Origin of the sequence: Salicibibacter cibarius (assembly GCF_016495725.1) — a bacterium.
Taxonomy (GTDB): Bacteria; Bacillota; Bacilli; order Bacillales; family Marinococcaceae; genus Salicibibacter; species Salicibibacter cibarius.
The window spans coordinates 2,301,464-2,323,969 of the sequence record NZ_CP054705.1; the positions used below are offsets into that span (position 1 = coordinate 2,301,464).

At 45.0% G+C, this 22,506-nt stretch carries 21 protein-coding genes and 1 pseudogene; 5 read left to right on the forward strand and 17 right to left on the reverse strand.

The window, feature by feature from the left end; all coding sequences use genetic code 11:
* Positions 1–7: 7 nt before the first annotated feature.
* The 3 genes from HUG15_RS11960 to HUG15_RS11970 are packed head-to-tail and all read right to left on the reverse strand — an operon-like array spanning position 8 to position 3,163.
* Positions 8–1,150 carry a thiolase family protein gene (locus HUG15_RS11960; RefSeq protein WP_200123333.1) on the reverse strand — a complete coding sequence of 381 codons (1,143 nt, stop codon included), beginning with the start codon at positions 1,148–1,150 and terminating at the stop codon, positions 8–10.
* Positions 1,143–2,606 carry an AMP-binding protein gene (locus HUG15_RS11965; protein ID WP_200123334.1) on the reverse strand — a complete coding sequence of 488 codons (1,464 nt, stop codon included), beginning with the start codon at positions 2,604–2,606 and terminating at the stop codon, positions 1,143–1,145. The genes HUG15_RS11960 and HUG15_RS11965 overlap by 8 nt, the downstream gene beginning before the upstream one ends.
* Entirely contained in the window at positions 2,606–3,163 is a 558-nt protein-coding gene (locus HUG15_RS11970) for a biotin transporter BioY (protein ID WP_200123335.1), read from the reverse strand. Before HUG15_RS11970 ends, HUG15_RS11965 begins: the two co-directional genes overlap by 1 nt.
* Positions 3,164–3,316: 153 nt before the next feature.
* On the opposite strand from HUG15_RS11970, the gene HUG15_RS11975 reads away from it, so the two are divergent.
* A complete protein-coding gene (locus HUG15_RS11975; RefSeq protein WP_200123336.1) occupies positions 3,317–4,219 on the forward strand; it encodes a polysaccharide deacetylase family protein in 903 nt (300 codons plus the stop codon).
* A gap of 307 nt (positions 4,220–4,526) precedes the next feature.
* Here the strand turns inward: HUG15_RS11975 and HUG15_RS11980 are convergent, their stop codons facing one another.
* The 3 genes from HUG15_RS11980 to HUG15_RS11990 all read right to left on the reverse strand — a co-directional run bounded on the left by HUG15_RS11980 (position 4,527) and on the right by HUG15_RS11990 (position 7,734).
* A complete protein-coding gene (locus HUG15_RS11980) occupies positions 4,527–6,149 on the reverse strand; it encodes a catalase (RefSeq protein ID WP_200128957.1) in 1,623 nt (540 codons plus the stop codon).
* 109 nt (positions 6,150–6,258) lie between these two features.
* Positions 6,259–7,026 carry an ABC transporter permease gene (locus HUG15_RS11985; protein WP_200123337.1) on the reverse strand — a complete coding sequence of 256 codons (768 nt, stop codon included), beginning with the start codon at positions 7,024–7,026 and terminating at the stop codon, positions 6,259–6,261.
* Between the two features lie 3 nt (positions 7,027–7,029).
* A complete protein-coding gene (locus tag HUG15_RS11990) occupies positions 7,030–7,734 on the reverse strand; it encodes an ABC transporter ATP-binding protein (RefSeq protein ID WP_200123338.1) in 705 nt (234 codons plus the stop codon).
* 463 nt (positions 7,735–8,197) lie between these two features.
* Here HUG15_RS11990 and HUG15_RS23370 point away from each other — a divergent pair, with 463 nt between their 5' ends.
* The 3 genes from HUG15_RS23370 (at position 8,198) to HUG15_RS12000 (ending at position 11,703) form a co-directional block, all read left to right on the forward strand.
* Positions 8,198–8,320: a hypothetical protein gene (locus HUG15_RS23370; RefSeq protein WP_281393472.1), complete on the forward strand. Its 123-nt coding sequence runs from the start codon at positions 8,198–8,200 to the stop codon at positions 8,318–8,320.
* A 70-nt stretch (positions 8,321–8,390) separates the two neighbouring features.
* Positions 8,391–9,986, forward strand: a complete 1,596-nt coding sequence (locus HUG15_RS11995; protein WP_200123339.1) for a fatty acyl-CoA synthetase — start codon at positions 8,391–8,393, stop codon at positions 9,984–9,986.
* Positions 9,987–10,500: 514 nt separating this feature from the next.
* The gene (locus HUG15_RS12000) at positions 10,501–11,703 is read left to right on the forward strand and encodes an MFS transporter (protein ID WP_200123340.1); all 1,203 of its coding nucleotides are present in this window, start codon (positions 10,501–10,503) and stop codon (positions 11,701–11,703) included.
* On the opposite strand, the gene HUG15_RS12005 is transcribed toward HUG15_RS12000, so the two are convergent.
* The 5 genes from HUG15_RS12005 to dsdA all read right to left on the reverse strand — a co-directional run bounded on the left by HUG15_RS12005 (position 11,657) and on the right by dsdA (position 15,830).
* Complete coding sequence (locus HUG15_RS12005; protein ID WP_200123341.1) at positions 11,657–12,493, reverse strand: LysR family transcriptional regulator; 837 nt, start codon at positions 12,491–12,493, stop codon at positions 11,657–11,659. The two genes, HUG15_RS12000 and HUG15_RS12005, sit on opposite strands and share 47 nt — an antisense overlap.
* Positions 12,494–12,782: 289 nt before the next feature.
* Entirely contained in the window at positions 12,783–13,082 is a 300-nt protein-coding gene (locus tag HUG15_RS12010; RefSeq protein ID WP_200123342.1) for an AzlD domain-containing protein, read from the reverse strand.
* Positions 13,079–13,807, reverse strand: coding sequence for an AzlC family ABC transporter permease (locus tag HUG15_RS12015; RefSeq protein WP_200123343.1), 729 nt, complete (start codon positions 13,805–13,807; stop codon positions 13,079–13,081). Before HUG15_RS12015 ends, HUG15_RS12010 begins: the two co-directional genes overlap by 4 nt.
* A gap of 5 nt (positions 13,808–13,812) precedes the next feature.
* Positions 13,813–14,379 carry a helix-turn-helix domain-containing protein gene (locus HUG15_RS12020; protein WP_211202218.1) on the reverse strand — a complete coding sequence of 189 codons (567 nt, stop codon included), beginning with the start codon at positions 14,377–14,379 and terminating at the stop codon, positions 13,813–13,815.
* Positions 14,380–14,471: 92 nt separating this feature from the next.
* On the reverse strand, positions 14,472–15,830 hold the full coding sequence (gene dsdA, locus HUG15_RS12025; protein ID WP_200123345.1) for a D-serine ammonia-lyase: 1,359 nt from the start codon (positions 15,828–15,830) through the stop codon (positions 14,472–14,474).
* A gap of 116 nt (positions 15,831–15,946) precedes the next feature.
* Here dsdA and HUG15_RS12030 point away from each other — a divergent pair, with 116 nt between their 5' ends.
* Positions 15,947–16,810 carry a YitT family protein gene (locus tag HUG15_RS12030; protein ID WP_200123346.1) on the forward strand — a complete coding sequence of 288 codons (864 nt, stop codon included), beginning with the start codon at positions 15,947–15,949 and terminating at the stop codon, positions 16,808–16,810.
* A gap of 56 nt (positions 16,811–16,866) precedes the next feature.
* Here the strand turns inward: HUG15_RS12030 and HUG15_RS12035 are convergent, their stop codons facing one another.
* The 6 genes and pseudogenes from HUG15_RS12035 to HUG15_RS12060 form a co-directional block, all read right to left on the reverse strand.
* Positions 16,867–17,058 carry a hypothetical protein gene (locus HUG15_RS12035; RefSeq protein ID WP_200123347.1) on the reverse strand — a complete coding sequence of 64 codons (192 nt, stop codon included), beginning with the start codon at positions 17,056–17,058 and terminating at the stop codon, positions 16,867–16,869.
* 387 nt (positions 17,059–17,445) lie between these two features.
* Positions 17,446–17,961 carry a chemotaxis protein CheW gene (locus HUG15_RS12040; protein ID WP_200123348.1) on the reverse strand — a complete coding sequence of 172 codons (516 nt, stop codon included), beginning with the start codon at positions 17,959–17,961 and terminating at the stop codon, positions 17,446–17,448.
* A 140-nt stretch (positions 17,962–18,101) separates the two neighbouring features.
* Positions 18,102–19,013, reverse strand: a complete 912-nt coding sequence (locus tag HUG15_RS12045) for a glycine betaine ABC transporter substrate-binding protein (RefSeq protein WP_200123349.1) — start codon at positions 19,011–19,013, stop codon at positions 18,102–18,104.
* A gap of 71 nt (positions 19,014–19,084) precedes the next feature.
* Complete coding sequence (locus HUG15_RS12050) at positions 19,085–20,065, reverse strand: glycine betaine ABC transporter substrate-binding protein (RefSeq protein WP_200123350.1); 981 nt, start codon at positions 20,063–20,065, stop codon at positions 19,085–19,087.
* 73 nt (positions 20,066–20,138) lie between these two features.
* Positions 20,139–20,977 (reverse strand): annotated as a pseudogene (locus HUG15_RS12055) (ABC transporter permease).
* The gene (locus tag HUG15_RS12060) at positions 20,946–22,163 is read right to left on the reverse strand and encodes a quaternary amine ABC transporter ATP-binding protein (RefSeq protein WP_200123351.1); all 1,218 of its coding nucleotides are present in this window, start codon (positions 22,161–22,163) and stop codon (positions 20,946–20,948) included. Before HUG15_RS12060 ends, HUG15_RS12055 begins: the two are co-directional and overlap by 32 nt.
* Positions 22,164–22,506: the final 343 nt, after the last annotated feature.

Genomic DNA, 22,506 nt, shown 5'->3' on the forward strand with positions numbered 1-22,506 from the left:
ACGCCGCTCATTTTTGTTGCTCCACCAACATTGCTGTCCCCATTCCACCGCCTATTCCCAACGTGGCAATTCCTAATGTCGCATTAGCTACTTCCATTTCTTTTAGCAAACGGACGATCAAGACGGCTCCCGACGCCCCATACGGATGGCCTAAAGCAATTGCGCCACCCCCAAGGTTTACCCGGTCCCAAGAGATACCCATCTCTTGAATGGACGCGACGACTTGGGAGGCAAATGCTTCATTAAATTCCATTATTTCAATATCGCTGATATGAAGGTTATTACGCTCTAATAATGCGCGTACCGCCGGCACTGGACCGATACCGAGCAAGTTAGGATCGACCCCTACCGTGCAACTATCGACGATGGAAAACCGCGTATCCAGGCCGAGGTTGTTGGCTTGCTGTTGGTTTGTCACAACGGCCAAAGCTGCTCCGTCATTAATGGGGCACGCGTTTCCGGCGGTAACGGTTCCATTTTTTTGAAAAACAGCGGGCATTCGCTTCAGTTTTCGCATGGATATGTTCGCTCTTGGGCATTCATCCTCGTTTATTTGCCCTAAAGGAACGATTTCTTCTTCAAACCTTCCTTCTTTTTGGGCGCGTACAGCTTTTTGCTGGCTTTTATAAGCAAATTCATCCTGTATTTCTCTGGATACTTGATATGTACGAGCGACATTTTCTGCTGCCTCCCCCATTTCCGGGTCTCCGATTTCATCCGGCGAAAATCTTGCACGCTCGAATAATACAGGCAGTTCTTGTGCAGGTCGTGATGGCTTTTCCATTTTCCACGGGGCTTGGCTGACACTTTCAGTTCCCCCGCATAGAAAAAGCGCTTTTTCGTTCCATTTTGCCCGTTCAAAAGCCAATTCTATGGCAGCAAGCCCGGATCCGCATTGGCGATCAATCGTCACGCCAGGGACGTTTACAGGAATTCCTGCATTTAATGCACTTAAACGAGCGATATTCCCTCCCGGGCCGACAACATTTCCGAGCATCACATCTTGTATCTTTTCCCCTTGTATACCGGTTTCTTCCTGCATTTGACGGATCAGCGCGGCAGCCATTTTTTCCGGTCTGTAGCTTTTTAATGTGCCGCCTACTTTTCCGATTGGTGTCCGTTTTGCCCAGCCGATCACAACATTACTCATTTTTCTCCTCCCGTTTTACCGCCCACGCTTTCACGGTAGATCTTTTCGGTTTTCCGCTAGTTGTCAGTGGAATTGGGTCCATATGCAGCCAATGTTTTGGACATTTGTACGATGCCAGAGACATTTTGCACGTTTCGATTAACAGTGTAATCAAGTGATCGGTCAGCGGCCGATGATTCTTTATCTCAAGAACAGCAGTGACCTGTTCGCCCCACTCGTGATGATGAATGCCTGTGACAACAACATCCTGAACATCAACATGGGAACGAAGCACCTCTTCCACTTCTTCAGAATAAACATTGAGCCCACCGGTTACAATTTTATTTTGCTTTCGACCTGCCAAATGAAGGATACCCTCACGATCTTTCCAAACATAATCCCCGGTTGGAATCCAAGAGGCTGGAGAGACTGTCTCACCTCCATCGTAGCCGGAGAATACCATGGGGCTGGATACAAACAATTCCCCAACGTCTCCTTCTTCTTTTTTTATATCAATGGATACGGAAGAAAAGGGACGGCCGATAGCGGAAGGATTCGCCTCCTCCGCGTGATGGAGAATCGCGATAAAACTATGTTCGGAAGAACCGTAGAAATCAATCCAATTTGCATTTGGCGCTATTTTCCGCCATGATTTCGTTACAATGGAAGACATCTTGGCCCCGGACGTAATCAGTGTGTGCAAGCACTGGAACGTTCGGGATTCGTTCTTTGCCATACGAAAATACATTGTAGGAACCCCATACATAACGGTAATTTCATGTTTTTGTATCTCATCTGCCAAACGCTCCGGCTTGGGCGATGCTGATAAATAACAAGTAGCCCCAACATCTAACGTATGCAATGCGGCATATAAAAAAAGGGAGTGAACGAGAGAACCGGATACCAATACTCGATCCCCCTTTTTAATCGGTAATTCTTTTTTTCCTTCCGCAAAGCTTTCCACCCAAGAGTGATGAGAGCGAATATACCCTTTTGGTGTGCCGGTAGAACCTGAAGTGAAGCCGATATAAAAAGGTTCCTCCCCGGTAAGGTCGGGCAAAGGTATCTGTTCGGGACCTTCGTTCAACCATCGGTCATTATTGCTACAAATGATTCGTTCTCTATCGAACGAAAGGGAAGCTATTTTATGTTCTAAAGTTGAGTCAACAAACAGCAAATGCAAAGACGTATTCTTTAAGCATTTTTCCAACTCTTCCGTCGTCCATTTCGGATCCAATGTAACTGCCGTCCAGCCAGCCTTCGCCGCCCCTATAAACAATTCCAGAAAGCGAATGTTGTTCGGAATCAAAAAAGCGGCCCGGAAATTTTCGTAATTGGAATACGCGATCAACCTACGGGCAATCTTATCTGTTGTTTTATCAAAGGCTTTATACGTCCGCTTTTCATCTCTTGCTACGATTGCCACATCTGCCGGGTGATGCTTCGCATAATTTGATAAACCTTTAGCAACGTTCATCATCTCACCCCCGCGCTATTTTGAAAAAGAAAAGGACTATGTTGCAGAATTTTTGCAGATAGAATGGCAGCTATAATCGCTTTAGCCAAATCGCCGGGTAAAAAAGTGAGAGAGGAAAGAGCCGCGGCAGTTAAGGGCAGACCTGCAATCCAGGAAAAATATAGGATGCCAGATAAATGGATCACGATAACCCCTCCTGCCAGATTAGCCATTACAGTGTTTATTACTGTCACATTTTTTGCATGATTAATGATAAAACCAATGACGAACGCGGCAATCGGCCAAGCTAATATGTATCCTCCGCCGGGAGCGAGCAGTATGCCCAAACCTCCCCGTCCGCCTGACAATAAAGGTGCTCCTACAGCTATCAAAGCCACAACCAGAAGAGCACTTCCTCCTCCACGTTTTGCACCAAGAATAGAGCCTGCCAACATTACGCCCAATGTTTGCGCAGTAATGGGCACAGGGCTGAAAGGTAAAATAAGTGGCGGAAAAAGACCTAAAATACCGATAATTGCTGCAAACATCGCCATCATTGTTATATCTTTTGTATTCATGGCACACCTCATTTCTTTTCCAACATAAATTGTAAAAAATACAAACATTATTGTCAACATATTTTTTATATTGGTTTACAATTAAATTCAAGAATAAATGTTATTCCCCATGCAAACAGTAATATAAAACAATTGCTTTTGGAGGACTCATCCATGCGAAATAAAACAATGTTGTTATTCCTGCTGCTATTAATGTTAACGGGGGCGCTCATCGGTTGTAATCCCTTCACGGGAGATCCCGGAGCCATAAATGATGATGCGCGTCCTTTTCAAAATATGAATGAACGACAACCTGAGGAAGAACTTTTAGATGAGGATCAAGTGACCACCGTTCAATACGAAACAACACCCGCGATGGACGGGGGCTCGGAGAGAGACGTTCGTGATCCCAATCCGGTCAGTAATGTGGAGTTGCAAAATGCTTTTCCGGACATTGTCACATTACAAGGCCCCGCTGAAGAAAAACAAGTAGCGTTAACCTTTGATGACGGTCCTGATGAATTGATCACTCCGGCCGTTTTAGATAAGTTGGATGAATACGATGTTGAAGCAACCTTTTTTCTTATTGGGGAACGCGCGGAAGCTCATCCGGACATTGTTGAGTGCATCATAGACGAAGGGCATGTTATCGCCAACCATAGCTGGAATCATCCCGAGTTTACAGAGATCAGCAATGAAGAAGTCGAAGAGCAAATAGACCGTACCGAAACAGTTCTTAATGATATCACCGGGCAAGAAGTTCGTATGTTCCGCCCTCCTTACGGCGCACAAAACGAGGATAATGTTCGTACCATAGGGGATTTAAATTATTCCAATATCATTTGGACACAAGATTCTTTGGATTGGAAGGACTTAGAAGTTGAAGAGGTGGCTGACAATATACTAAGCGATATTGATTATGGTGCCATTGTTTTACAACATAGCGCCGGTATGGAGGGCGACGAAGGATTAATCAGAACGGTAGACGCTCTCGACAAAGTGATTCCGGAACTGCAGGACGATAATGTAGATTTTGTTACCGTGGATGAATTGCTGGGGGAAAGTGCATATCGGTAATTGTAAAACCAAAGGGGCGGTCGATAAAAGGCCTCCCTTTTTTGTTTTCAAGACGTTTGAATAAGGACAAAAATGCGGATTATCTAAGTTTTTTGTCTTGAAAAACGTTGAAGGAAGACAAAAATGGCAATTTGGTGGGCGTTTTGTCTTAAAAAGAGCGAATGCAGGATATAATGCTTGACGATAGTAAAATCTTGTCTTATCTTTTTTAGTTTTTTAATATAATTTTTATATAAATAAATACGGTACGTGAAATTTTATGATCTTTTTCCGTGAAAAGCCGCCCCGAAGGACGGCGGCTCAATGCTTAATACGGATCGGACACATCACCCATGCGTTCGGCGTCCAGTACTGCTTCTTCTTGTTTTTCATTCTCCGATGTTTGTACTTTTTCAATGCCTTCTTTTAGGCGCCGACCATATTCCGGATCCGCTTCTGACATATGGTGGATCATTTGCCTTTGGATAGCTTCATCCGCGTCGGAGAGCGCATTTGAGAGGTTTGAAATTAAATCGGCCTTTTCCCGTTCATTAAATCGCCGCCATGTTTCGCCGGCTTGTCCGAAATGATTTTTCCGATCAATTGCCTCTTTTTTCACTTCTCCGCTCACATGCGGTTCGTGCGGTTTTCTTTTTTGTTCTGCTTCTTTTAATCCCCCTGTCAACGAAGGTTCATAATTAACATGAGGATCACTTCCAGGAGGGTTATCGACGTGATACGTCATTTGACCATCCCGTTGATTCGTACCGAGACGCTTTTTCGGCGCATTGATCGGCAGTTGCAAATAGTTGGGGCCAACCCGGTAACGCTGGGTGTCCGAATAAGAAAACGTACGGCCTTGGAGCATCTTGTCGTCGGAAAAATCAAGCCCGTCAACAAGGACACCCGTCCCGAAAGACGACTGCTCTACCTCGGCAAAATAATTTTCCGGATTTTTATTTAACGTCATTTTCCCTACTTTATGCCAGGGGAATTGATCTTTGTACCAAAGTTTCGTGTCATCGAGAGGATCAAAATCAAGCTCTGTATGTTCCCCATCCTCCATAATTTGGACGTACAGTTCCCATTCCGGATAATCGCCATTTTCAATCGCTTCATATAAATCTTGTGTCGCGTGATTAAAGTTTAACCCTTGAATATGGTCCGCTTCTTCTTGCGTCAAGTTTTTGATGCCTTGCACCGGCTCCCAATGGTATTTGACCAACACCGCTTTCCCTTCATCATTGACCCATTTATACGTGTTTACACCGGAACCTTGCATATACCGGTAATTGGCCGGAATACCCCATGGCGAAAACAAAAACGTGATCATATGGGTGGCCTCGGGAGAGCTTGCCATGAAATCAAAGATTCTTCTTGGATCCTGGCGATTGGTGACCGGATCCGGTTTCAACGCGTGAATGACATCCGGAAACTTGATCGCGTCACGAATGAAAAAAATTTTTAAATTGTTGCCGACCAAATCCCAATTTCCGTCTTCCGTGTAAAATTTAACGGCAAACCCTCGCGGATCCCGCTGTGTTTCCGGGGAATGGTTGCCATGTATAACGGTAGAGAAGCGAACAAAAACCGGTGTTTCAACCTCTGTATTCGTAAACACCTTCGCTCTCGTAAATTTGGAAATCGGGTCATCGCCCACTTTTCCATAGGATTGAAAATAACCATGGGCGCCGGCACCGCGAGCATGAACGACCCGTTCAGGGATCCGCTCGCGGTCAAAATGGCTCATTTTTTCAAGAAACTCATAGTTTTCAAGTGTTGTAGGACCACGATTGCCGACCGTTGTCATATTTTGATTATCCGTGATCGGATGGCCCTGTCGGTCCGTGAGCGTATCTTCTTTCTCATTTTCCGCTTTACGGTTGTCCAACGCATCCCCCTCCCCGGATACATTTACTCCATAGGAAGGTTTTTTATATTCGTCTTGCACGATCGCCTTCTCTCCTTTCAAAATGCCATAATTCCCCCGTAGTGTCTCCCGAAACGTTGATCCGTATGCATGAAAAAGGCATAAGCCGAGCGCCTCGTCTTATGCCTGCTTATTTTTTCATTTCAACCAACTGCATATGTTTGTTAAAAAAGAAACGATAAAAAACGATGGTCGTAATCATCGCAGCCAATGACACGGATGTAAAAATGCTCAGGGAAATGACAATCTGATAACGAATCGCTTCAATGGGCGGTACACCGCCTAAAATAAGCCCAGTCATCATCCCGGGCAATTGTACGAGTCCGACGGTTTTTAACCCATCGACATTCGGGATCATTGCGGCCTTAACGATTTTTCGGATGAGAATTGTAGAGGCTTGTTTCGGACTAGCCCCCAACGCCAAAGCAGCGACAAGCTTCCCTTTTGACTGTTGAAACTCGCTTTGCATGCGTTCGAGCGCCAGACCTATGGCCACCATGCTATTGCCGATCACCATCCCGCTCATTGGGATGACCTGATCAGGCTCAAAAGAAATCATATCAAAGCCGAGCCACATGGCAAGGATAAGCAGGGCCACACCGACAATGATCGTGAAAATAATTAAGCGAACAAAAGGCAGTCCCGCCCCTTTTTTACTCGCGTGAAAGGAAGCCACGGCAATCATAATCGAGAGCATGATCGTAATCCCGATCGCCGGCGGCAACGAAAATAAATACGTTAACACATAGCCGATGATAAATAATTGCACGATGCCGCGAAAAGATGACCAAATGATGGATTTGCTTAAGCCAAGGGCATAAAAATAAGACAAAGACACCGGAATGAGAACGAAAAAGATGAGAAAAAACATGGATACATTCGAAATTTCAGGGGCCATTGGTTACTCCTTCAGAAAATATTGAAGACGTTCGGTTTGTGGATTTGTGAATAGCTTCTCCGTTGGTCCCATTTCAACGATTTTTCCATTTTCCATAAAGATCGTTCGGTCTCCAAGTCGTCGTGCCTGCTTCACATCATGGGTTACCATCATAATCGCCTTAACATTTTTGGGCACAATCTCCAATAGAAAAGCTTCAATAAGATCCACGTTTTTTAGATCCACCGCACTTGTCACTTCATCGAGGAGCAAAACATCCGGGCGGTTGGCCAGCGTTCGAGCAAACGCGACGCGCTGTTGTTCACCGCCGGAGAGTGTTTCCACCTCACGATGCAGATAAGAAGCGGGAAGTTGCACATGCGCCAATAGTTCTTCTCCCATGTTTTCTTCCCATTCTTGAAACAGTTTCGGCCCAAAAGCCAGATTATCGGCAACGGTCCCTTCAAAAAGGGAGGAGGATTGCAATACCATCCCTATTGATTTCCTTAGTTTTGGGATTTCGTAATCTCTTACATCCCTTCCCCTAAAGTGAATCGTTCCTTTATCCGGATCAACCAAACGATTCAGAAGCATAAGCAAGCTGCTTTTCCCGGCCCCGGATCCCCCGATTAAAGTAATGATTTCGCCTTTCTTCACTTGTAAGGAAATATTTTTTAGGATAGGAGTATGTACATCTTCCATTTGAATAATCGTTTCCGTTTCTTCCATGTGCCTCACCTCGAATCACAGCCTACTCATTATTCTAGCGTTTCTTATGCCGGAAGAAAACATTTATGAACGAAGTATTCGTGATCATTCGTTTTCATGGCGCCCAAAACAAACAAGACGCGTTGCGACACTCCAAGGAAAGATGAAGGAGGTGTTGATCATATCGTGTTTGTCGCATTTGCGGACTCATTTGACTTCCCGCGCTACATATTGAGTCCTCAAAACCCTATCCTGAGGACTCATATTAATCACGCGCAACACAATAAGTCCCCAAACCCCCGTCCTGAGGACTCATTTGGGTCCCATGCAGCACTTTGAGTCCGCCAAACCCAATTCTGAAGACTCATATGGGGCTCGGACAGCATAAAGAGTCCTCAAAACCCTACCCGAGGGCTAATCTAGTATTGAGCATTAGTGTTCTCATTTCATGCCAGAGCTTTTTATGCTTTGGAGTCGATGTTTCATGAATGATACTGTTGAACGCCGCTATGCCTATAATATTTTGTTGGAATTTAGCGAGGAAATTTACTTTCGACTTACTCTTATCCTTTGCGGAAAAGATGTGGCAGCGCAATTAGCTAACTAATCAAAACTATTGCTCATCTTACTTTTCTAAATTAAACTAATGATAGATTTTTATCTAAAGGAGGGCTTACATGAACACAGATACAAATCAAGAATTGGACAAAACATTGGCTCGGGCTAGACGCCAAACGCTCGGGGATTTGTTGGCCGGAACTCGAGAACGAATGCCGGACAAACTCGCAATCATTTATGGAGCACAAGAACTAAATTACGGTGAATTGGATGATGCCGTGAACCAGACGGCTCGAGCATTCATTACTGACGGCATGCGCAAAGGTGATATGATTAGCGTCATGTCCAAAAACAGCCTTGATTTTGTTATCGTAACATTTGCCCTGGCCCGTATCGGAGCGGTGATGATCCCCATCAATTATATGCTCTCCACCGATGATGTGCAGTATATTTTGGAACACGCCGAAGTGAATGGAATGATTGCTTCTGCCGAATATACCCATGTCTTGGATCCATCTGCCGAAAGACTGGAGATCAACCATCGTTATTTAATGGATACAGATGAAATGGAGGGCTTAAACGACGGATGGGTACCGTTAGCACACGCGCGTGACGGCAAGCCGAAAGATTTTGTTGAGGCTGAGATCGATGATGATGACCTTGCCCATGTGCTTTATACAAGCGGAACCGAGTCTAAACCAAAAGGGGTCATGCTTTCCCATAAAAGCATTATTAGTGAATATGTGAGTTGTATTGTTGATGGAAATATCGAACCAACGGACGTAGCGATTCAAGCGATGCCGCTCTACCACTGTGCCCAGCTCCACGTCTTCCTCGGCCCAAGCATATATGTAGGGGCGACCTGCATCATTCTGGAAGCAGCAAAACCGGACCTCATCTTAGAAACGATTGAAAACAAAAAAGCGAATCAACTGTTTTGCCCGCCAACGGTATGGATCGGATTGCTCAGATCGCCTGATTTTGATCACCGCGATTTGTCCTCTTTGGAAAAATGCTATTATGGCGCGGCAATTATGCCCCGTGAAGTTTTAAAAGAACTTTCCGAACGTTTACCGAACGCCCGCTTTTGGAACTTTTATGGCCAAACGGAAGTTGCGCCTCTCGCCACCGCTTTGCAACCCGAAGATCAATTGCGAAAACTTGGCTCTGCAGGTGTGCCCGCGTTAAACGTACAGACGAAAATCGTCGATGATAAGGATAAAGAGGTCCCCCACGGAGAAATCGGCGAAATTGTTCATCGTACGCCTCATGCCATGAAAGGCTACCTGCACGATCCCGGGAAAACAGCTGAAGCTTTTCGTAATGGCTGGTTCCACAGCGGTGATTTGGGCGTTATGGACGGGGAAGGTTACGTCACGATCGTTGACCGCAAAAAAGATATGATCAATACAGGTGGTGTGAACGTATCCAGCCGTGAAATTGAAGAAGCGATCTATCAAATGGAACACGTATCGGAAGTTGCTGTTGTAAGTGTTCCGGATCCCTATTGGATCGAAGCAGTGATGGCCATTGTCGTTCCAAAACCGGATGTTCCATTGGAAAAAGAGGAAGTAATCGAATTTTGCCGAGGCACGTTAGCCAAATACAAAGTTCCTAAATTTGTGGAGGTAACCGATGAATTGCCGAAAAACCCTAGCGGCAAAATTCTCAAGCGCGACCTTCGCGATCAGTATCAGGAAGTGAAGGATTCATAAAGTGTTTTAACTGCTTTGAAGATCCCTCATGCTCACTTTTTCCTTCCCATTACTGGGAGAACGTGATTATTAAAGCTTTCTCCTTATCCATATCCATACACCACTGATTGGAAGATCTTCTTCTTTTCGGTGGTGCAATTGGATCTTTCCATTCACCTCGAATACGCGTTCATACCTGTCTCAGATGCATTGAATCCTTCATTGTTTCTTCGATTCATAATTTTCCTGATTTCTCAAAGTTCACCTCTCCTTCGGAACTTTCTCGTTTATCATCAAACAAAGACCAATTCGAGTATTTTTTACAGCCACTCATAAAGTTAGATTAACATGTCTGATATTATTGTTCCGGTACACATTTCCATATACTTCTTGACTCCTTCCCAAAGTGGAAACAAATTTTCGAGGTATAACCTTAGGTTATGCCAAGATCACCTTTCGGTATTTCCGGGGATCAGATGACCTCCATTATAATTTGTATGGAATAGGCATTCATTCTGTGAAGGAGCTAGATAAGATGAAACCGATCAAGTTAATGCTTCCCGGATTTTTAATCGTTGCAGCAACATATGGTTTTGCAAGGTATACGTATGGTCCCTTTCTTGCCATGATTCAAAATGACTTTAATCTGGACCATCAAATGACAGGCTTTATTGGCGGCCTGCCTTACTTCGGTTATATCATCGGGACAATACTTGCGATTTGGTGCGTCAAACGCATTGGATTAAAAAAACCGATTATCATTGGAGGAATGCTGGCAACGATTGGTCTTTTTCTGGTCATGTCCTCATTTTCTTTATGGCTTTTAATGGCCGGGATTATTATTGGCGGTTCAAGCGGTGGTTTTGTATGGACCGCTATGCCGATAGCGGTCACTCGACTCATCGATTCATCGAAACAAAGTGTGGTCATCGCCTTTGTTAATGCCGGACCTGCTTTGGCCATCTTTTTAACAGGTCCTTTGGCTTTTACATTCGGTTCTGAGTGGCGTCTGATATGGGGCGTTTTCAGTATTTTAGCTTTGATCACATTGGTATGGACTTATAAGGTGCTGCCTTCAGACCAGCTAACGATAGATCGGAACGCCCTTAAAGGTTATGTAAAGAAAAAAACCCTTCTTAATCAAGGGAAAGTCTTTTTTGCAGCCAGCGTTATTTGTGGGATCGGCACCGGCGTTTATGTCACTTATGCGGTAAACCTAATCTACGACATGCCGCTTTCCATATCCGTTTTAAGCCAATATCCGCAGTTCTTTATGTCTTTTCTTGGACTGATTAGTTTGGCCTCCGTCTTGACGGGCTTAGCATTAAAAAAGGTGCCCTTTCAAACCTTTTACTTACTGACAACATCGACATTGGCTTTTTCAGTCTTATTATTGCCATTGGCTTTTCACTGGTCGATTCTAGTCCTTTCCGCTATCATGTTCGGGCTTACATTTTTCACCTATTTCGCCTTGTTGGTTTTATGGGGATTGCGACGATTTAAGGAGCAAGCATCAGAAGCGAATGGCATCATGTTGTTGCTCATTTCCCTCGGCCAGTTTTTAGCCCCTATTTTTACCGGTTATTTTCTTTCATTTGTTTCGTTATCCACCATTTTTGTGGCATCGGGCCTATTACTTGCGACTTTACTCGTGCTAAAACCTGTTGCTGAGAGCACAAGGAAAACATCTGCTATGCCGAAAGAGCATATACCAGCACATCAAGGATTGAACGATTAACACTAAATAAGTAAAGATTTCGTGTGGGCGTATAATCCACAATCGGCAGGAAACGAACGCCTCGAAGTTCGATATAATTTGCCATAATGCCGGGTATAAAGGAAATGCCGTAACCGCCGGCCGTGAAAGCCACAACGTTGTGCCAAGATGTTTCCATCACTTTTTTTGGCGTCACTTTTCGCTGCTCAATCAACGTCATGACACGTTGATGCAAAGGTGTGCTCGAGAGCGGGAGAATGAGTGTTTCAGCTAAACATTCGTCAATGGATACTTTCGATTGTTTGGCTAACTGATGATCGATGGGAACAGCGATCTCGAATTGATCCTCAAATAAAAAATGTGAAAACAGCCCTTTGTATGAGGGCACATCTTGGATGATCGCGGCATCCAGTTTTGTGTCGAACAACAGGGGGATTAAATCTTTATCGTTATCCAAAACGTCTGGTATGATAACATTCGCACTGTGTAGCCTCCGGTAATGAGCGGGTAAATAATAAGAACTTTCCGTTGGCGCACAACCTAAATGAATCGTTTCATGGTCCATATGTTTTTCAATGGCACGATGGACATCCGAAAATAGTGGCTCAAGATCCTGAAATAATGCCTCCCCTCTTTCCGTTAACTCAATACCTTTGGAGGAACGCCGTAAGACGAGAAATCCTAAAACCCCTTCCAACTTTTTGATTTGCTTACTCAGGGCAGGCTGAGAAATAAATAACTTCGTCGCGGCTTTTGTAATGCTCTGTTCTTTTGCGACCTGAATAAAATAATACAGCATTTGCAAGTTCATGCTCAGTTTAGCTCCTTATGTTGTTATCCTTTCATCTATTATATCATTGTGGACAACCATTCCTTGTCATGTCCAATAGTTGACACGCTTTAACCCCATCTCAGACGTTACATCTTTATTCATTGTTTAGTTTTTTTTAATTTTTTAGATATATTACGCTCCTAATTATAACATAACTGCAATTGAAATACGGCGGTTATATTGAATGATTATGAAAATTAATATAATGGAAATCAAAATGCCCATTCAACACAAAAGGAGAGGCGCGACTAATTCACCCCCCTCCCCATCAAAACCTCTGAATAATAAATGCCGCCGCGATCGCTGCAATAATAACGATCATGATATGTCCTCTGAAATAAGCAATCACAGCTGCCACAAGCCCGCCGATGACCCCGACAACCGGCGCTCCCGGTTCCACCGTAAATATTCCCGGTACGATCAAGGCGCCGAGCGCCGCGTAAGGGATTGCTTTTAACCACTTGTTCACCCACCCGGGAAATTGCAGGTGATCCATAATAAATACTGGCAACACTCTCGGCAGATAAGTAACAAGTGCCATCGCAATAATGATAAGCGTTAACGTCATTCTTTATCCTCCTCAAGCATCCACACACCGATCAAACTTCCGAACACGGTTGCTAGCACAATCGCCCACCCTTCCGACAAATAAAGCGAAAAAATCCAACAAAGCCCGGCGCTTCCGGCCGCGATGAGCCCTATTTTCCGGTAAGCGCGAATCGCCGGCACGAGCAAGCCGATAAATAACGCGTAGAGGGCGATCCCCATGCTATCGCTTAACGCATCGGGGACGACATTACCGATCAAAGCGCCAATCCCCGTGCCAATGACCCACATCCCAAATGCACCGGAAAAAATGCCTAAGTAAATGGCAGCAGACGGATGAGTGCCGAGTTCTTTTTGTTTAAGAGAGGCGAGTGCGAAACTCTCGTCCGTAATCCCTTGGGCAAGTATGGCTTGCCATCGTTTCGGAATGTGCTGCAAGTTGCTGAACAAAGAAATGCTCATGACAAAATGGCGCACGTTTAAAATAAATGTTGCCAGTATGATCTCGAGGCCGACCGTTCCAATCGCTAACATGTTCAGCGCCATAAATTGACTGGCTCCGGCATAAACGGTCATGGACATCAATAATGCATGAAAAAACGAAAGCCCCGTTTGCACAGCGAGTACCCCAAATGAAATAGCGATTGGCAAGTACCCGAGAATGACCGGGACAGCAAGCTTTAACCCATGCCAATAATCCTCTGAATATGTAGTGCTGTGCATTTCTTCTAGATGTTCTTCTCTCATCGCTGTCATCCTTCGTCCGCATAGTACATAATCACTTGCAAAACCGTTTCCGTATCGGCTTTATTTTCATATTGGTGGGGAACATTTGCCGAAAATTGAATACTTTTCTTTTCATCCAACATGTATGTCTTGTCATGAAGGGTGATTTCAAATTCTCCGGCCTTCACGGTAATGTATTCGCGCACCCCATCAAGATGCGGCAAAGAGTGATAATTGGCGCCCGGCCGTAAAATCATCGTATACACTTCGAATTGCGTTTCGGGATCAAAGGGAAAAATAAGGTATAGACGGCAACGACCATTGTCTTCCTCCAAATCGGGTGTTTGTTTTTGTTCCACAATATTGACAACTTCGGCTTCTTGTTTAATCAAGGAAGAGAACGACACATTTAGACCGGTGGCAATTCGCCACACGATCGTGATCGTCGGCTGGGTCTCCCCTTTTTCGATGCGATAAAGCATGCCCTTGCTGACACCGGTGCATTCGGCAATTTTGTCAAACGTCCACCCTTTTCTTTTTCTGATTCGTTGCAAGTTTTGCCCTACCCGTTCGTGTATGTCGATGAACCTCACCCCCCTATTATTCCTTATAGTAAATAATAGCACACTATATTGAACAAAAAAAGAAAGACAAAACGTTTCTCGATGGTTTTGCCTTTCCATGATTATTTTTTCCGTGCAATTTGGTCATCCGCTTGTCTCACGTCATCCGGAACCATACTGCCGCCGGTACCCCAGAGCAAATGCGTGGCATTGGCGAATTTTTCTTCATCGAGTCCTTGTTGCTTCAAGTATTCTTTTCCCGCCGCCGTTCCAATCAAGTTGTAAGGACCAGGAAACCCGGCGAGCGCGGACGGCTCCAGATACATTTCTTCAGCATCCATTAACTGCCGCAAAAGTTGGTAAAGATGTTCGTCCCGAACTGTATACATGCCACTGACCATCTTCTCGATTATTTTTCCGACAGCACCTGAAGGTCTCCCTACCGCCAGCCCATCGGCAACGGTATGGTTGCTCAATCCGAAATCTCCTACACTCACTTTTTCATGCATGCCTGTCAATAAACCGAGAAACATCGCCGGTGATTCCGTCGGCTCTGCAAAAAAACAATGGACGGCATCCTCAAAGACTTGTTTCAAGCCAAAGGTGACACCTCCCGGCCCACCACCGACCCCGCATGGCAAATAGACGAACAATGGATGGGCTTCATCGACTTGAATGCGCGCGGTTTCCAACTGTTTTTTTATTCGAAGCGCAGCGACCGCGTACCCCATGAACAAGTCCCGGGACCATTCATCATCAACAAAATAAACATGGGAATCCGCTTCAGCGGCTTTTCGCCCTTCCGCAACCGCCCCGGAAAAATCATCTGTATGCTGAACGACGGTGGCTCCAACGCTCCGTAACGTTTCCTTCTTCCACTCTTTCGCATCCGCGGACATATGGACGTCCACGTTAAACCCGAGTTTCGCACTCATGATTCCAATGCTTAAGCCGAGATTTCCGGTCGAGCCAACCATGATGCCATATTGTTGAAACAACGCGCAGGGACCCGCGCCGGCAAGCAAGCTGTAATCATCGCTTGTTTGCAGCAAGCCATGCTCCAACGCCAAGTGTTCCGCGAACTTTAATACTTCATAAATCCCTCCGCGCGCTTTTATGGATCCGGCAATTGGCAGTTCGTGATCGGCTTTCACCCATAGTTTTCCGGGTAAATCCACACCGTAATGCTTCGATAAATCGGATTGCATCTTCGGGATTTGGATAATGCTTGATTCAATTAAACCATCATCGTCTGCTGTTTCCGGGAACAATGTTGCAATCAGCGGTTGGAAACGCCTGAATCTTGCTGCCGCTTCTTTTATATCCTCCAGGGATAGCGAAAGAGACGCTTTATAATCGTTAAACGATCGGTATTTTGGATTTAACCAGACGACTTCTTCCGCCCGTATGATTCTTTCAAGAGCAGGATGGCGCTCGATCCACGCTTCCAACGTCTGCCCGTGGATGTTTTGCTTATCCATGAAAAAACTCCTTCGTGTGCCGCTTTATAGAAAAAATAAGCATGTTTTCAGGGCACCGGCGATATATTTGGTATTAGTGCTTGTCTACATCATAATTGTTTGTGAGGTCATCTGTCATGTTTTCAACAAAACGAAAGGAAAGCATTGCACGTTTTATATACCGGTGTTTTATGGTTACATGCGGCGCTATTTTAACAGCCGTCGCGATTCAACTTTTTTTGATCCCGAATTCTGTCATTGACGGCGGGGTTATCGGCGTCTCGTTAATATTGAATGAATTAACCGGTTTGGGCTTCGGCATTCTCGTGCTCGTTATTAATATACCCTTTTTGTTATTTGGATTAAAACAAGTAGGAACGACTTTTTTCCTAACGTCTTTGTATGGGATTGTCATCCTGGCGATTACGGAGCAACAGCTTCATCAATTTACGACTTTCATCCATGAACCAATGATCACGACACTGTTTGGGGGTTTTATTCTCGGAGCCGGGATAGGGATCGTAATCCGCTACGGCGGGGCGTTGGATGGAACGGAAATTCTCGGCATTTTACTGACAAAAAATGTCCCTTTTTCCGTCGGGGAATTTATCATGTTTATCAACATTTTTATTTTCACATGGGCCGGGTTTGTGTTCGGGTGGGAACAAGCGATGCTGTCGGTCATCACTTATTTCGTGGCATCGAAAACGATTGATGCAGTCATACAGGGTATCGACGAGACAAAAGCGGTCGTCGTCGTTTCCAATAAGTATGCGCAGCTCAGTTCCGCGGTCGTGCATCGCTTGGGGCGATCGTTAACGGTCATGGACGGGCAAGGCGCCTTCACCCATAGCGACAAAGAAGTGTTGTACATCGTTGTCACCCGTTTGGAAGTGATGAAATTAAAATCCATCGTTTTTGAAATCGATAAAGAAGCATTTATTACGGTCATGAATGCGCAAGAGGTGCACGGGGGAAAGTTCAAAAGCGACCTTCATTAGCAACATCACAAAAGTTAGACCCCCCATTTTTATGGGAGGTCTTTTCTTATCGCTTATCAGCCTTCTCGCTTTGCTTTCTCTTTTCGAATGACGATTCGTTGAAAAGGAAATTCTTCCGATCGTTCCGGGATCGGAAAGCGATTAAACTCGGCTACAATCGTCCGTTCATGCTCGGCGATCACTTTCAACAGTTCTCCTTCATATTTTACGGTTTCTCCGATTTCAAATAAATTTTCTTTCTCTTCCATTGTGCATCTCTCCCTAAAATCATTGGGCTTTCATCATTTTAGCATACATGGGAGAGCAACACACATTTATTTGACTGAGAAACAATGAAAATGAAGATTGCTATTTTTCCAACGTGTGATTAACCATGATAGTCATTGATCAATTCAATAACTGTTTTCTGTTCTGATACAGGCTCATGATTTTGCTCTCTTCTTTCCTCTGTGTTTGCCATATGGATCATCCCCTTTGTTTTGTTAAGTTTATTGTAAGGCATTGTTATAATACAGTCAAGATAAATTTATAATTTTATATAACAATGTGCTTTAGCCCAAAACTAAAAAAGCACTCTGTAATCAGAGCGCCGTGATGATTCCGAGGTTTCATTGAGGTTTTGGGGGGTGTCTGTGTTAACGGAATCGTTTCCTATAATCCTGTTTGATAACAGTTTCAGAAATAATATCCATCATGATTTTCTCTTCATCCAACATGAACGCGATACGGCCGTCAATACGGAGCACGCCTGATACGTTGGATTCCAATCCTTTTGCTAACTCATCGGGGGCCTCGATGTCTGACCACCGGAGACGCCAAATTTTCGTGACCCTTTGCACGTGAAAAGCCATTTTGTTCCGGCTTTCTTCCAAAATCATAAATTTGTTTTCTTTGCTTGCTTCATGGGTCTTTACATTAAGAACAGTGGCAAGGTTGACAACCGGGATCCATTCATCCCGCAATTGGACGACTCCATCAACATAAGGATGCCGGTTTGGTGATTCCGCGACTTCCGACGTTTGAATAATTTCCCTCACATTGAGAATATCAATCGCGAATAAAACGTCACCCACCTCGTAAAGAATCACTTCAAGCTGATCGGCCTCTTGTGACTCCGTTGTTTCGGAAAAAACGGACGTTTGTTCTTTCATATCTATTGTGGCGCAAGCTGCATACTTGGCACTTCCCCCTTTCCCTTATTTTGATTCTTTTTTCCTATTTTTATCCTAGCACATCATCTATAAAAAGAAAAACCCGAGGGACGTTATCCGCGATCCCTCGGGTTTATTGCTTATAAATCTTCAATGGAGTCAATATCCATATATTCGGGTACAACCAATCCTAGCGCGGCTTCCCCATCCATATTCGCACCTAAATTCTCTACGTCATCTTCGATAGGGTCATAGTATGCGCCATGTGTGTTGGGTAACCATGCACTAATCATGGCATCGACATCGCCATCTGCGACCGCTGAATACATATAGTTCGCTTCCACATTGGTCAATTCCACGTCATAGCCCATGTCTTCCAATACAGGGACCATCATGCCCACCGTGGACAAATCCGTTTCCCACGGACCGTGAACGATTTCGAACGTTTCACCATCCACTTCGTCCACGCCTTCGGTCCAACTGTTAACGGTATCTTCGTTTTCGTCAATCCAGTCTTGCCCTGCCTCGAATTCATCGGTTCCTTCAACAACTAAGTCATACATGATTTCCGCCATGTCATCAGCTGTCCATTCAAAATTCTCCAAGATTTCATAGGCTTCCGGATGGTCATCTTGCAATCCTTCACGGGCGAGTGTATCAATATCCTCCGGTTCCCCAAATGACCCTTCCGGATCGTCAAGATATTTAAGGTCGTGATCAACAAATTTCCAGTGAGGATCCCATCCAGTGATAACGATTGGTTCTTCATTTTCAAGGGCTTCTTCCATCTCAGCGATCATCGCGGTTTCCGAACTTGATTGTAGCGTCCAGTCATCAAGGTTATCATAATCCTCGAGCGCTTGTTCAGCGGCCTCCATGATTCCGGCTCCCGGGTCTATGCCGGTAACCGTGTAATCCATTTCTTCGGCATATTCCGAGGCTGCTTCGCCGTCGCCCGTGTCCTCTCCATCATCATCCGCGCCGCAACCGGCGGCTACAAGGATGACGGATAGACTTGTCAGTAAACCCAAACGTGTTAAATACTTACTCATAGCCAAACTCCTTTTCGCTTATGTTATGTAATCAGCCCAAAGACATTCATCTTTGGGCTGACCGGCTTATTTTATTCTTGCAGATCTTCAATCGATTCAATATCCATATAAGCCGGAACGGTCAAACCAAGTTGCGCGCCATCTGGCATGTTTGGTCCAAGATCTTCGTATTCATCCTGATAATCCTCATGATAATCTTCGTGTGTATGTGGCAACCATACAGCAACGGATGCATCAGCATCACCGTCAGCCACAGATTGAAACACAGGGTTTGCTTCCATCTGGTTCATCTCAACTTCGTAACCAACACTTTCAAGGACGTTTGCAATTACATTGGTGGAAGCAATTTCCGTATCCCAAGCAACGAGGGAAAGGGTGAGGGTTTCGCCTTCTCCTGCATCTTCATCTACGCCGTCTGTCCATTCGGATACCATATCTTCATTGGCATCCACCCAGTTTTGGGCAGCCTCGGCTTCATCTACGTCATCTTGAATTTCAAGCATGACTTCTTCCATGTCCTCTTCTACCCATTCAAAGCTATCCAGAATTTGATATGCATCCGGGTGCTCGTCTTCGAGTCCTTCACGCGCGATCGTATGGATGCTTTCGGCATCCCCATACGAGCCTTCCGGATCATCAAGGATCTCTAGGTCATACTCTTGAAATTTCCAGTGCGGCGTCCATCCGGTGATGAAAACAGGGTCTTCATTTTGATAAGCGTTATCCAACTCCTGAATCATCGCGGGATCAGAGCTTGTCTGTACGTTCCACTCGTCCAGCCCGTAATCTTCAATAGCTTGTTCCGTTGATTGTACAACGCCTGAACCTCCGTCAATGCCGACGATTGTATGATCAACTTCTTCTCCGTAATCCGCGCCTGCTTCACCGTTCGCATCATCGTCATCATCGTCGTCCGCTTCTGTTTCTTCAGCGTCCCCATTGTCGTCTTCGGCGCCTGCGTCATCCCCTTCATCATCTGCACCGCAACCGGCGGCAACAAGTGTAAGCGAAAGTCCGGTGGCAATACCGAGACGTTTCCAGTGCTTAATCATCGACTAACACCTCTCCCTTTCTATTATGTTAATTAACCCCCCTGCGCGCTGCCAGCGGCAGGGAAGAAATGTTCTATTTTTTCTTTTTGAGTTGAAAACCGGCGGTTAAGCGGTCAAGAATGATCGCCACGACAACGATCGCGATACCGGCTTCGAAACCACTGCCCACATCATTTCGTCCGACCGCTGTATAGACAACATCCCCGAGGCCGTCAGCACCGATCATCGAGGCAATGACAACCATCGATAAGGATAACATAATCGTTTGGTTGACCCCGGCCATAATCGTTGTCTTGGCCATGGGCAATTGCACTTTATATAGTTTTTGCGACGGTGTGGAACCAAACGCGTCCGCGGCTTCAGTAACCTCTGAAGATACTTCCCGAATGCCTAAATTCGTTAAACGTATCGTTGGAGGCATTCCAAAGATGACAGATGCAATAACCCCGGCACCATGCCGATCCCGAAAAAGGCAACCGCCGGGATCAAATAAACGAACTGCGGCAATGTCTGCATGAAGTCCAGGATCGGTTTAATGATTGCTTCAACCGTCCTGCTTTTTGACATCCAAATGCCAATCGGTATCCCGACCAAAACGGAAATAAATGTCGCTGCCAGCACGATGGAAAGCATAAGAATCATGTCATTCCAAAATTGGAGATTATCGATAAGCAATAAGCCGAAAAAGACGAACAGACTTAAACCAATCTTCCTGCCGGCAAAGAAAAAGGTAAGAAGGGGAATCCCAATAATCACAACCGGAATAGGCACAATGTCCATAATCGTCGTTAAAGCGCTCAGTATCCAAGCGATTAAAGCATCAATTGAATCAAATATCACATCCGCGTTCGTCAACCAATCAACGAAACGCTCAATCCAATCAGCTAGAGGAAGGCTCGGAAATAGATCCATTGACATTCACCTCTCCTCCTGCTAGCGCACCGAGCACTGAGCTTCGCACGATAATACCGCGAAGTTTTCCGTCTTGGACAACGGCCGCGGGCACTTTGCTGTTTTTGATAAGATCGATCACTTCGGTAACGGGCGTTTCAAGTTCTACTCTCAGCACATCATTGTGGATAACACCCTTGAAATCATCGACTCCTTTATCCACGAGTTGGGATAATTCGTCCGCGTGGACAATCCCTATCAGTTCCCGGTCGCGTTTAATGGCATAAATGCTTGAGATGCCTGAATTGCGCATGCGCTGCAAAGCGACGCGCGGGCCTTCCCGTTCCGGCTGGACGGTTTCAGGTCTCGTCATGACATTTTGTGCCGTGAATACTTTTGAACGGTCTACATCTTCTACGAATTTCTCAACGTACTCATCGGCCGGATTCGTAAGAATTTCTTCCGGAGTTCCGATTTGTACGATGGCTCCGTCTTTCATAATCGTAATCCGATCTCCAATCCTGAGTGCTTCATCCAAATCGTGCGTGATAAATATAATCGTTTTCTTCATGTTTTCCTGCAAATCCATCAGTTCATCTTGCATGTCTTTTCGGATTAAAGGATCGAGTGCCGAAAATGCTTCATCCATAAGAAGAATTTCCGGATCATTGGCCAGGGCGCGGGCAAGTCCTACACGTTGTTGCATCCCGCCCGATAATTCTTCGGGATACATGTTTTCATACCCTTCCAAGCCAACGAGCCTCAGGGCATCACCCGCTTTTTTACTTCTTTCCTCCCGTTCAAATCCCTGTACTTCCAACCCATACTCCACATTGCTTTGAATCGTTCGAAAAGGGAAGAGGCCAAATTTCTGAAACACCATGCTCATGTCCCGGCGGCGAATCGTCCGCAATTTTTTTTCGTTCATTTCCGCCAAGTTGTCATCATTTAAGTAGACAGCACCTGATGTCGGTTCGATCAAACGGTTGAGCAAACGCACGAGCGTTGATTTTCCGCTCCCCGACAAGCCCATAATCACAAACACTTCACCATCTTGAACGTCAAATGATGCTTTGTTTACACCGACGGTAAGGCCTGTTTCTTCGAGAATTTCTCCTTTCGACTTGTTTTCTTTCAAAAGAGAGATGGCCCGTTCCGGCCTTTTCCCAAATACCTTGGTCAAATTCTCAACCTTGATTTTCGCCAATGAATTCACTCCTTGGGCGATCTGTTTTTTTAATAAGGTGCTCAATATGCTAGGGGTCAAATTCACAGCAAGGACATATTCATCTTATGGTAACTTCATCATACTTTCGTTAGCTTTGATCAAAATTTTTCACTCATTCAACTATGATGTTCGTCCGATTCATCTTTGGAATAGGCCATTGTTTAAACCCTACGAATGTCCTGTTGATTTTGACGATCATTCACCCGCACAGCATCATACTTTAAATACTATACTCCTTTCGAAAGATGAAAACAAATCGAGCAATTAAGGTTTATTGCCCGTATTCTCATAATATAATGCGTTATTCATCATAAACATGTCT